At 66.7% G+C, this 11,841-nt stretch carries 9 protein-coding genes and 1 pseudogene; 6 read left to right on the top strand and 4 right to left on the bottom strand.

The features are described from left to right. From NNI01S_RS35510 to NNI01S_RS30210, 5 genes are all read left to right on the top strand, one after another. The coding region (locus tag NNI01S_RS35510; protein ID WP_169813040.1) for a hypothetical protein at window positions 1-1,059 on the top strand (1,059 nt) is incomplete at its 5' end. Between the two features lie 4 nt (window positions 1,060-1,063). After that, window positions 1,064-1,630, top strand: a complete 567-nt coding sequence (locus tag NNI01S_RS30225; protein ID WP_063024470.1) for a flavoprotein — start codon at window positions 1,064-1,066, stop codon at window positions 1,628-1,630. A gap of 186 nt (window positions 1,631-1,816) precedes the next feature. Next, window positions 1,817-2,962 (top strand): helix-turn-helix domain-containing protein, encoded by a 1,146-nt coding sequence (locus tag NNI01S_RS30220; RefSeq protein ID WP_063024468.1) that lies wholly within the window; start codon window positions 1,817-1,819, stop codon window positions 2,960-2,962. A gap of 325 nt (window positions 2,963-3,287) precedes the next feature. After that, complete coding sequence (locus NNI01S_RS30215) at window positions 3,288-4,154, top strand: alpha/beta fold hydrolase (RefSeq protein ID WP_435825110.1); 867 nt, start codon at window positions 3,288-3,290, stop codon at window positions 4,152-4,154. A gap of 255 nt (window positions 4,155-4,409) precedes the next feature. Further along, on the top strand, window positions 4,410-6,083 hold the full coding sequence (locus NNI01S_RS30210; protein ID WP_218019282.1) for a bifunctional 3'-5' exonuclease/DNA polymerase: 1,674 nt from the start codon (window positions 4,410-4,412) through the stop codon (window positions 6,081-6,083). Between the two features lie 256 nt (window positions 6,084-6,339). Here NNI01S_RS30210 and NNI01S_RS30205 read toward each other — a convergent pair whose 3' ends face one another. Then, complete coding sequence (locus NNI01S_RS30205) at window positions 6,340-7,014, bottom strand: hypothetical protein (RefSeq protein WP_063024464.1); 675 nt, start codon at window positions 7,012-7,014, stop codon at window positions 6,340-6,342. A 390-nt stretch (window positions 7,015-7,404) separates the two neighbouring features. Here NNI01S_RS30205 and NNI01S_RS30200 point away from each other — a divergent pair. After that, window positions 7,405-7,860 (top strand): annotated as a pseudogene (locus NNI01S_RS30200) (SRPBCC family protein); the annotation flags it as partial. A gap of 217 nt (window positions 7,861-8,077) precedes the next feature. Here the strand turns inward: NNI01S_RS30200 and NNI01S_RS30195 are convergent. From NNI01S_RS30195 to galK, 3 genes are all read right to left on the bottom strand, one after another. Next, window positions 8,078-8,329 (bottom strand): hypothetical protein, encoded by a 252-nt coding sequence (locus NNI01S_RS30195; protein WP_063024460.1) that lies wholly within the window; start codon window positions 8,327-8,329, stop codon window positions 8,078-8,080. A gap of 12 nt (window positions 8,330-8,341) precedes the next feature. Continuing rightward, window positions 8,342-10,069, bottom strand: coding sequence for a sodium:solute symporter family protein (locus NNI01S_RS30190; RefSeq protein ID WP_063024492.1), 1,728 nt, complete (start codon window positions 10,067-10,069; stop codon window positions 8,342-8,344). Window positions 10,070-10,288: 219 nt separating this feature from the next. Beyond that, on the bottom strand, window positions 10,289-11,413 hold the full coding sequence (galK, locus tag NNI01S_RS30185; protein WP_084489404.1) for a galactokinase: 1,125 nt from the start codon (window positions 11,411-11,413) through the stop codon (window positions 10,289-10,291). Between the last annotated feature and the right edge of the window lie 428 nt (window positions 11,414-11,841).

The raw sequence follows: 11,841 nt of genomic DNA, 5'->3' as shown, positions 1-11,841 counted from the left end.
GCTAGCCCGTCGCTGATCGCTGCGGTGGCGGCAGCGTTGGGTGTCAGCGTGATCGACCTTACGGAGCAGCCGTACTGGTCGCGTAATGCTGCACCGGACTCAGAGCAGTCGGGTGTGCCAGGGCTTCGGCAGGCGTTGGTAGAGGGTGACGATCCGGATATCGATACCGCTGTTCGAGGGCTGGCCGAGGTTCGAGCGGCGGTCGCTGAGATCAAAGAGTTCGACCGACGAACGAAGCACGCGGAAGCGGTGCGGGCCTTGCCCGATGTGTTACGCCACCTGCATCGGGCTAGTCATGATGTCGCGGCCTCAGATCGCGCAGAAGTGTTCGAATTGCTCTCTGCTGCCTACTCTTACGCTGTCGTAGCCCTGTATCGGCTAGGGCATCTCGACTTGGCGCACTTAGCGGATGAGCGCGCGAGGCGTGCGGCATCCCTCGGCGGAGATCCGCTGCGCGCGGCTATAAGTGAGTGGAACCACGCTCTGATCCTGCTGTTCGATGGGTCGTACAACGCAGGGTTGCGCAGCATCGACCGGGCGGCAGCACTCGTCGACTTGGCGCCGAGGGGCTCCAGTTCATCAGCGGTCCGCGGCGCTCTGCACCTACGGGCCTCGGTCTTGGCGGCGCGAAGTGGCGACGGTGAACTCGCCGACGAGCACTTGCGCGCGGCTGGTGATCTGGCGGTGCCGTCACACGAGGCAGCAAACCATTACGGGACGAAGTTCGGCGCGGCAAACGTCGATATTCATCGTGTTGCGGTGCCGGTCGAACTGTGTGACGGCACCACGGCTGTGTCGAGAGCTGACGGCATTCGCCTCCCGGCTGACACGGCACCGAGCCGCAGCGGACACTACTGGATCGATCTGTCGCGGGCGTGGCTGCTGCATGGCGATCGGCGGCGTGCGCTGGATTCGTTGAATCAGGCGCGACGGATCGCGCCCCAGTTGACCCGCTACCACCCGCAAGTTCACGAGACGGTGCACGCGTTGGCAGCGCGTGACGCGCGCACCACCAACAGCTTGGCGAACTTCGCGGCGTGGTGCGGGGTGAAGGGCTGAGCCGATGGAAGAGACGAACGCACACCGCAGCCCGGTACTGTACGCGCTCGTGACGGGTTCACCCGCTGCGCGCGATGTCGGCAAACTGGTCGAATTGGCTCAACGTGACGCCTGGGATGTCTGCGTCATCGCCTCCCCGGACGGTCGGCGATTCATCGACGCTGATGGGCTGGCCGCACTGACCGGTCACACAGTTCGCAGCAAGTACAAAGACCCCGACGCGCCAGACGTGCTGCCACCTCCAGACGCGATGATCGTCGCTCCGATCACCTGCAACTCGCTGGCCAAATGGGCGGCCGGGATCTCGGACACTCTGCCGCTGGGACTGTTGGTCGAAGGTGTGGGCAAGCAGCTGCCCATCGTCGCAATGCCGTTCTCGAACTGGGCACAGATCAGGTTTCCTGCGGTACAGGAAGCGATGGCGAAGCTCGAACGATGGGGTGTAACCGTTCTCGTCGGCGACAACGTATACCGCCAACATGATCCCGGGACGGGAGAACGGTACATAGACCAGTTCCCTTGGGCGCTCGCATGGAAGACCCTTGTCGACAGGTGGTCGCGGACACGCTGACTGCCCGCCACTGTTGACGAGCGGGGGCCTGTTCGCGATGCGAGTCCCCGATCGATCTGTCGGATTCTGGTCGGTGATGTGGACCCGCTATAAACGCCTGTTCACCCGCACGGTGCATCCATGCCATACCGGCTGTAGCTGGCGCTAATCCTTCCACGCTCTGCCTAGCCGGGAGATGATCGGCCTATGGGTGTGGGCGAGTTGATCCGTGAGCTTCGGAAGGCTCGGGGATGGTCGCAGGGGCGGCTGGCGGACGAGCTGGCCGTCCACTCGGGGGCAAGTATTTCTCGGGAGTACATCTCGAGGCGTTGGGAGAACGGAGACACGGTGCCCAGCCGGTTCTGGCTACGCCATCTATCGGCCGTGCTGGACGTGCCTCTGGCTGTTTTCGAGGACGATGGCATGAACAGACGGACGTTCCTGGCTCAGGTGGCCGCGACCAGCATCGCGCCGGTAGTGGCATCGGATCTGCTGGCGGCTGGATTCTCGGCGCGGTTGGATCATGCCGGGCCGAATACCGAGACATGGCAGGCGAAGCTCAGCGCCTATGGCACGGACTACATGTCGTTGGGTGCGGCGGATATTCAACGACGCCTGGCCATCGACCTGGCGATCCTGCAACAGCAGCTGGACAGCCCGCGGATGTGGGCAACGGCGGCCCGGCTGATGACCCTGTACGCGAAAACGTTCCCGGGGGCGGACGGCACCAAGGCGGTCACCTGGTATCGCATGGCCGCTGAGGCCGCAGACCGCTCCGAGGACGAGCAGACCCGAGTATGGGTGCGCGGGCGGGCAGCTATTGCCCTCGGCTATGAAGGTGCGGCGCTGCCGGTCGCGGATCTCTTCGCCGACCAAGCACTATCGCTGTCGGACAAGCCCAGCTTGGGGCGTCTCAACGCGATCATGGGCAAGGCGCACGCGGCAGTGCTGCGCGGCGACCACGGGACAGGGCGTGCTCTCGTGGAAGAGGGACGCCGGGTGTTCGACAAGTCCGGCTCGTATGAGCAAACCTCTGATTACGCGGTCCCGTGGTGGCGCATGAACGTGTTTCTCTCCTTGCTGGCCGCGCGGCTCGGGGATGAGAAATCGGCGGTGACAGCCCAGGAGCAAGCGCGAAGAGAACTTCCGGCCGAACTGCCGCGTTTCGCGACACATCTGGAGATGCACCGGGGTCTGATGCTGGTGACAGCCGGTGATCGAGCCGAGGGCGTCCGAACGGCGCGTAACGCGTTGGATGCGCTTCCGCCCGAGAAGCACTCACTCACACTGCGGATGCTGATGGACGAGATCGCCGGAACAAAGGACACAATAGCCGGTGTCGCGCGCGGATAGCGGTCCGCCATGGCCGCGGCCATCGGTTCCGGTCGATCAGTAGCAGCGGTTTCCGGTGCGGTTGTGGGCATCGGGCTCCCGTGCGGGGAGGTTGCTGTTCGGTGGTGAAGATATTCCCCTGTCGATAACCATCTATGTCACGTTGACAGGTTAGTCCCATGCGATCACTCTTAACCACTGAAAGCTATTTCAGAGGTTAGAAGGTGGTAGGTGGCGCGAAGCCGGATCGGCGACACATCCGCTACCACGCCGGCCGTTCGGCATCCGCGCCGACCTGCGACCGACCCCGAGTGTCCGTTCGATGAACACGACTAGGAGAAACACAGTGAACGCAGTACGTCACAACACCGTCGAGGTCCAAGGCCTGCCGGTCTTCTACCGCGAGGCGGGAGATCCGAGCAAACCGACGCTCGTGCTCCTGCACGGCTTTCCGACGAGTTCGGCGATGTTCCGCAATCTGCTGCCGGAGCTGGCCGCGGATTATCATCTGATCGCGCCGGACCACATCGGGTTCGGACAGTCGGCCATGCCGTCCGTGCTCGCCTTCGACTACAGCTTCGAGAAGCTCACCGAGATCACCTCGGAGCTGTTGGACGTCTTGGGCGTTCAGCGGTTCGCCCTCTACATTCAGGACTACGGCGCACCGATCGGGTTGCGCATCGCCTCCCGCAATCCGGACCGTGTCACCGCGATCATCACCCAGAGCGGCAACGCCTACCTGGAGGGCTTCACCCCGTTCTGGGAGGTGCTGTTCGCACATGCCAACGACCGGGCGGCACATGAGCCCGAGGTGCGTAAGCTGCTCGAACTCGACGCCACGAAATGGCAGTACACCCATGGCGTACCGGCTGACCGGCTGACGCGGATCAGCCCCGACACCTGGACCTTGGATCAGCACTACCTGGATCGTCCGGGCAACAAAGAGATTCAACTGCAGCTCTTCGCCGACTACAAACTGAACCTCGATCGCTACCCCGAGTTCCAGAAGTACTTCGCCGAGCACCGGCCTCCTGTCCTGATCACCTGGGGCGAGCACGACGAGATCTTCGGAGCCGACGGCGCGCGCGCCTACCTGCGCGATCTGCCGGACGCCGAACTGCACCTGCTGAACGCAGGCCACTTCGCCCTGGAAACGCACGGCACCGAGATCGCCGCACTGATCCGCGACTTCCTCACCCGCACGCTCGGCTGAGGCCGGCAGCGCGCTGGAGCGACACCGCGCTGAGCGCCGATTGCGGACGGGGTATGCCTGGGAACGGACGTACCCCGTCCAGCGCCGGGGTCCGCGTCCAGTTCGTCGAACCGGTGGAATCATCGGTTGCCGGATTCTGTCCCGCCTGCCCCACGAGGGTTGGAGGGCCGGCCTGCGGTGCGATCCAGTGAAACAGCCCGGCGACGCGACGAAGCGCTGCCGATGGTGTCGGACACCGGTGCCAGACTCGGGGACGTGAGATGGGCGGTGGCGGAATCGGGCGAGGGGGGCGCGTATCTGTGTCCACTCGATTCGGACGGGCGGCCCGCTGGGGCGGTGGTCTACGAGCCGTCGATCGCCGAGGCGGTGCGTTCTCGCCCCGAGGTGGAGCGGTGGGTGTGGCGGTCCACCGCCGCGATCTACCGCCCCCTGCTGGCGGCGGGCGTGCGGGTCGAGCGCTGCTACGACGTAGAGGCCGCGGAGGCATTGCTGATCGGACATGAGGAGGGGCAGTCGGGTCAGCCTCGTTCGCTGGCGGCCGCTTGGGCTCGCCTGCACAATCTGCCCGTTCCGCCGGATGCCCCCGCCCGGGCCGCCGAGAGCCAGCCGTCGTTGTTCGAGCCGGGCCCGGTGCCGCTCCCGGCCGGTACGAATGACCTCACCGCCCTGGTGGAGGTCTACGCGGGTCAGATCGCCCGGACGACGGTCACCGAGCATCCGGAGCGGATGCGACTGCTGCTCGCCGCCGAATCGGCGGGCATGCTGGTTGCCGCGGAGATGTCGCGGTCGGGGATCCCGTGGCGCGCGGACGTTCACCGCGAGTTGCTGGACACGCTGCTCGGCGAGCGCTATCCGGGCGGGTCGCAGCCGCGCCGGATGGCGGAGTTGGCCGAAGAAGTCTCGCGGGCTTTCGGCAACGGAGTGCGGGTCCGTCCGGACTCGCCCAACGATATCCTCGAGGCCTTCGCCCGCGCCGGAATCGAGTTGTCTTCCACGCGGAAATGGGAACTCCAACGCATCGATCACCCCGCGGTGGCGCCACTGCTGGCCTACAAGTCGCTGTATCGCTTGTATACCGCCCACGGCTGGTCCTGGCTCGAGCAGTGGGTGCACGGCGGCCGCTTTCGTCCCGAATACCTGCCCGGCGGCACTGTTTCAGGCCGCTGGACCACCAATGGTGGTGGGGCCCTGCAGATCCCGAAAGTGATCCGCCGGGCGATACGCGCTGATCCGGGCTGGCGGCTTGTGGTCGCCGACGCCGACCAGATGGAGCCACGGATACTCGCCGCGGTCTCGCGCGATCCAGGGCTGATGGAGGTGGCCGGTCGAAGGGAGGATCTGTACGCGGATCTGGCGGCCCGTGGCTTCGACGGCGATCGCGCGCAAGCGAAACTCGCCCTCTTGGGCGCCATCTACGGTCAAACCTCCGGCGATGCCCTGACCCACTTGGCCGGTCTGCGTCGCCGCTATCCGGACGCGGTGGCCTATGTCGACGACGCGGCGCGTGCCGGTGCGGCGGGACGTCTGGTGCGTACGTGGCTGGGGCGGACGTGCCCGCCGGTATCGGCCGCGTCGCCCGACGAGCAGGACCTGTCGCGGGAGGAACTCGGCGAGTACGGCGGCACCTCGGCGGCGCGTGCCCGCGGCCGCTTCACTCGTAACTTCGTGGTACAGGGTAGCGCCGCCGACTGGGCCCTGCTGGTCCTGGCGGCCCTGCGCCAGGCGATGTCTCGTGCCGGGCTCCGTGCCGAGCTGGTCTTCTTCCAGCACGACGAGGTGATGGTGCACTGCCCGTCGGAGGAGGCGACGACGGTCGCCGAAATGATCGCCACCGCGGCCGATACCGCAGGTCGGCTGGCGTTCGGACCGACACCGGTTCGGTTTCCGTGCACAACGGCGGTGGTGGAATGCTACGGCGACGCCAAGTAGGGACTCGAGCCCGACGCAGGTGAGACGTGACGGTATTTCCGTGGTGCCATCGAGGCGTCGGAGCGACGCGGCATCTCCCGGCCCCGGCATCGAGATCGACACTCGATGCCGGACCGTAGCTTGCGGGTGGGCTCGACCAACGGATTCGCTGCGGTATCAGGAGGTCGGCGGTCGACCAGGGCGGTGTGGACGCCCGAAGGCAGAGCCGAGGACGTGCCCCGCACGATGCCGCAGTCAGGTGCCGTTGATCTCGAGCTCATTTCGGGAGGGCGGTGACGCACTCGTACATGTGACCGTCGTAGGAGCCCAAGGGGGCGACGTTCCAAAGCATTCTGGTCGCTTCCATGCTGGGGGTGTAGAGTTCGCCGCCCGCGCTGTTGAAGTAGCCGAACGAGGTGCCGGGGAACTTCTTGCCGGACGAGTTCAGATATTGCGACATCGAGTCGACGAACGCGGCGAATCGCGCCGAGTCACTGGATTCCTCATCCGCTACCGTGGCGGCATTCTGCGACCAATCGTCGTATTGCTCCATCAGCGAACCGGAGGGCGCGGGTGTGCCGGAAGGGAAAGCGATGGCCTCGTAGATGCGGGACCGATCCCGGAACCCGGACAGGGTCCAATAGATCGACGATGCATCGCCGTGATCGGCGGCCTCGAAGTCCGCCATGTGGCACACGCCGTACGCGTGGACGTCGAGTTTCAAGCCCAAGTTGTTCAACATCCCCGGGAGCGTGTCGACGAAGAGATCGAGACAGGCGTTGTCGTCGCTCCCGTGCTCCTCCGCCTCGGCGGCGGCCATCAGGCAGGCGAGCTGATAGGCGCCGTACGCGTCGTCCCGGCCGCCGTTGGAGCCTTGAATGCGTTTCTTCAAGGCCTCGGGATCGCGCATCTCGCTCCGGGTGGGCATTTCGAAAGTCTCGACTCGCTTCATTCGTGACCCTCCTTCACTCGATGATCCGTTGTATGTCCGTCCTCAACCCTGACCACGCTCCGCCCGCACGTCCTCGCACATTTCGGGTGGTCCTCGCACCCACCGCCGGTTTTCACGATCAACGGCGCATGGTGGAGGGCCTGCTCGCGAAATGCCACAGCCGTGTGCCGTTGATCATGAACCTCGTGTGCGACGGAAGAATTCGCCCGAATTGGGCGGTGACCTGCGTTGACGACGGGCGGTGGCGGGGGTGGGGCGGAGGGGCTCTGTTTGTGCCCTGATCGCCCGGGTAGTCGACCAATGTCCCGAGTCGCCCCACAAGGGAGCGCTTGTCAACCGAGAGACGCCCGGACGCGCGATGGTGCGGATGGGCGAGGAAAGGGGTAGCAAGTGAGCACAATGGCCGCCACGGTGGACGTCGAGGTACCGGTTCGCACCGCCTACAACCAGTGGACGCAGTTCGAGTCGTTTCCGCAGTTCATGGAGGGTGTCGAAGCGGTACAGCAGATCGATGACCGGCATATGCACTGGCGTGTCCATGTCGGCCCGTCGACGCGGGAGTTCGACGCGACCATCACCGAGCAGCATCCCGACGAACGCGTCGCCTGGAAGTCCGACAGCGGGCCCAAGCACGCGGGTGTCGTCACCTTCCATCGGCTCGACGACACCCACACCAGGGTGACCGCGCAGATGGATGTCGACCCGGAAGGGTTCGTGGAAAACGTCGCCGACAAGCTCGGCGTGCTCAAGCACCGGGTGAACGGTGACCTGGAGCGCTTCAAGCACTTCATCGAGCATCAGGGCCGCGAGACCGGCGCTTGGCGCGGTGACATTCCGCGTCCGGATGCCGGTGGTACCGCGACCGAACGCGGCACGTCTCCCCGGCCCGGCGCCGGCGGAACCGGCATGCCGGGTGCGGGCGGAACCGGTACCCCGGGTGTCGGCGGAACCGGCACTCCTGGCGCCGGCGGAACCGGCACATGGCCGGGCGGAACCGGTACGCCGGGCGTCTGACCCGTTCGAATTGCGCCCCCTGGGGATTCCCCAGGGGGCGTCGTTCGTCTCAGGCGGAGTCGCGCTCCTCATCAGCGTCTGCTGGGTGCGATCCCGGCGGCACCTGGACCGGACGCAGCAGCGCCCATGCCACGAAGGCCAGCGCCACCACGCCCATGCCGAGCCCGGCCCAGAGATTCACGTTCACTCCGCCGGTCTTGGCCTGCTCGGCCGCGGTGTCGTGCACCAGCCCGGTGACCACGAGGACGACCGCGTAGCACCCGAGCAACGCGCCGACGATGGTGCGGATATCGAAAAGCATTGCGGCGTCTCCTTATCCGACGACGATGTTGAGCACGACGACCAGCGCGAACGCGATGCCCGCCAGCAGGACCGGGCGCTGGTACCAGGGCAGCGAACCGGCCTCGGGATCGGTGCGGACTTCCTTCGGCGTCTCCGAGTAGACCAGCCCGACCAGTTCCGCCGCCGGCTTCGGCTCCGTCACCTGGGTGACGACAACGCTGACCGCGATGTCGACCACGAACGCCACACCCGCCGCGACGAAACTGGCGCCTTGGCCGGACAGCTCGAACACCTTCGCCTCGTGCAGGAGGAAAACGACGATGGCCGAACCTGTTCCGGAGACCAATCCCATCCAGCCCGCCGTGGGGGTCATCCGTTTCCAGAACATGCCGAGGATGAACGTGGCGAACAGCGGCGCGTTGAAGAAGCTGAACAGGGTTTGCAGGTAGTCCATCATGTTGCTGAAGCCGGAGGCGATGAACGCGGTGAAGATCGCGGCCACGGTCGCGCCGACGGTGGCCAGCCGGCCCACGCCGAGGTAGTAGCCGTCCGGGCGATCGCGCCGCACGTACTGCTGCCACAGGTCATAGCTGAAGACGGTGTTGAACGCCGAGATGTTGGCCGCCATGCCTGCCATGAACGCCGCGAGCAGGCCGGCCAGACCCACCCCCAGCAGGCCGTTGGGCAGGACGTCCTTCATCAGGTAGAGCAGGGCCTGGTTGTAGGTCGTGTCGCTCTCGAAGTCCGGATTCGCGGTCACCGCCGCCTTGTACTCCGCCATCTGCGGCACCAGCACCGCGCTGATCATGCCGGGGATCACCACGATCAGCGGGATGAACATCTTCGGGTAGGCGCCGATGATGGGGGTGCGCCGCGCCGCCGAGATGGAGTGGGTCGCCATCGCGCGCTGTACTTCGACGAAGTTCGTGGTCCAGTACCCGAACGAGAGCACGAACCCCAGCCCGAACACGATGCCGAGAATCGAGAGGAAGTCGTTGCCGAACCCGCTCAGCGCATTGCCCGGCCAGGATTCCAGCTGTGCCGCACCGCCCGGTGACGCGGAGACCTTGTCGCGCAGCCCCTCCCAGCCGCCGATCTTGTGCAGGCCGACCAGAGTGAGCGGCAGCAGCGCGGCCACGATGACGAAGAACTGCAGCACCTCGTTGTAGATCGCGGCCGACAGACCGCCGAGGGTGATGTAGGACAGCACGATCACCGCGGCCACGATCACCGAGACCCACAGTGGCCAGCCCAGCAGCACGTTCACGATCGAGCCGAGCAGGTACAGGTTGACCCCCGCGATGAGGATCTGGGCGACGGCGAAGCTCAGCGCGTTCACCAGATGGGCTCCGGTACCGAAGCGGCGGCGCATGAACTCCGGCACACTGCGCACCTTGGAGCCGTAATAGAACGGCATCATCACCACGCCGAGGAACAGCATGGCGGGCACCGCGCCGATCCAGAAGTAGTGGAAGGTCGGGAACCCGTATTCCGCGCCGTTGGCGGACATGCCCATGATCTCCACCGCGCCGAGGTTGGCGGAGATGAATGCCAGCCCGGTCACCCAGGCGGGCAGCGAGCGCCCGGACAGGAAGAAATCGATGCTGGAGGACACGCGCTGCCTGGCCAGCAGACCGATGCCGAGCACGAACACGAAATACAGCGCTACCAGCGCGTAATCGACGGGCTGCGCGTCCAGCCGGAGGGTCTCGGCGGCTACCGGGTACGGGGGTGAGGCAGCCGCGTGCCAGCCGGGCACGGCGGCGAGTACGGACGGTTCGGCGAGCGGCACAGCGTTCCTCCTGGCGGGTACGACCGGGGCGGCGAGCGAGATCGCTCGTCGTGCGAAAGCGTGCGTCGTGCTGGTCCTGCCCGGCGCGCGCGACCTCCTCGTCGCCCGCCGAATGGTGTCGGCTGACACCACTCTGCGTGATCATGCCCTACCGCGGGGTACATTCGCGCACAATGCACCGGCCGCTCAGCCGATGCGGTGCGCTCCGGCGGCTGGGACCACCACGAACGTGCGCGGCTCGGGAAGGCCTTCGCCGGCGAAGCGCCGCCGCACCGCCTCGACCACCGTCGCGGTGCGGTCCTGGTCCACGAGCGCGACGACGCTTCCGCCGAACCCGCCACCGACCATTCGCGCGCCGTGCGCCCCGGCGGCGAGCGCGGCGTCGACCGCCGCGTCGAGGGCCGGAGTGGACACTTCGAAGTCATCCCGCAGCGAGGCGTGCCCCGCCGTCAGGATCGGCCCGATACCGCGCGGGTCGGCGCTCCTCCGCAATTTCTCGGCAACCGCGAGAACCCTGGCGTTCTCCGTCACCACGTGCCTGGCGCGGCGACGCAGCACGTCGTCGGCGATCCGGCCGACATCGGTCACCGTCACGTCCCGCAAGGTGCCTGCGCCGAGCGCCGTGGCCGCCGCGGCGCATTGGTCGCGACGCTCGGCGTAGCGGCCGTCGGCCAATTCGTGCGGTTGTCCGGTATCGATCACCAGCAGTTCGAGTCCGAAAGCGGCCAGGTCGAAGGGGATCTGCTCGTGCCCGCTGCCGCGCGGCGCGGCGGTGTCGGCGGCGAACGCCCGTACGTCCAGCAACAGCGCGTGCCCGGCCGTGCACAGCATCGCGGCCGACTGGTCGAGTAAGCCGGTCGGCGCGCCGACGTAATCGTTCTCGGCGGCGCGGGCCACATCGATCAACGTCCGGTCGGTCAGGCCGGGGGCGAACAGATCACGCAGCGCGATGGCCACCGCGCAGGACAGCGCCGCCGAGGACGACAGGCCCGCGCCGATCGGCACCGCGCCGTCGAGGTCGAGATCCACACCGGGAATCCGGTGCCCGCGCCGGATGAACTCGGCGACCACACCGAGCGGATAGCGCGCCCACCCCGGCATCCTGGCCCGCTCCGCGGCGAGATCGGACACCGCGACGAGCACCGGCTCGCCGGGCCGCTGCCGAGAGCCGACCCGCACCGACCCGTCGGTGCGCGGCGCCGCGGCACACCGCGTCACCAGGGGCAACGCGATCGGCAGGACGTAGCCGTCGTTGTAGTCGGTGTGCTCACCGATGATGTTGACCCGCCCCGGGGCCACCCATGTCCGCACACTCGCTCCTCGCTGTTCCGGTCGGTGCCAGCGTACGAGACACGCCACGCGAGCATTCCCCTCCGCGCGCTCGGCTGCTCGACCGGCTGGCGTGACGCGCGGTCGATCGCGACAAGAGACCGGCCCGCGAAATGCCAGCCGCGCGCGTTATCCCACCCGCACCACGAGACGTTCGGGCCGCGCCCGAAAGCCGTCGCACGACAGGTACCGCATCCCGCGGAGTTCCCGGCGGACACGGCCGATCTTCGCGTGCAGACGTGGCGGGGCGGGTTTCACCCTTGTTGCGCCAACTGCCCGCGAAACAGCGGCGTTTCATGCCATGATCAAATCAGTTGTCCAGGTATTCGTTGCCGAGCGCGCGCGGTCGGTCAGGACATCCGCTGGTACAACAACACTCGGTTCTCGTTCGCCGACAGCGTCCGCGCGGT

The organism is Nocardia niwae NBRC 108934 = DSM 45340 (assembly GCF_001613465.1).
GTDB classification, from domain to species: Bacteria; Actinomycetota; Actinomycetes; order Mycobacteriales; family Mycobacteriaceae; genus Nocardia; species Nocardia niwae.
This window is presented reverse-complemented; position numbering and strand designations above follow the sequence as displayed.

Coding starts and splice junctions, on each gene's coding strand:
- NNI01S_RS30225 (WP_063024470.1), top strand. CDS start 1,064: ATGGAAGAGACGAACGCACACCGCAGCCCGGTACTGTACGCGCTCGTG.
- NNI01S_RS30220 (WP_063024468.1), top strand. CDS start 1,817: ATGGGTGTGGGCGAGTTGATCCGTGAGCTTCGGAAGGCTCGGGGATGG.
- NNI01S_RS30205 (WP_063024464.1), bottom strand. CDS start 7,014: ATGAAGCGAGTCGAGACTTTCGAAATGCCCACCCGGAGCGAGATGCGC.
- NNI01S_RS30195 (WP_063024460.1), bottom strand. CDS start 8,329: ATGCTTTTCGATATCCGCACCATCGTCGGCGCGTTGCTCGGGTGCTAC.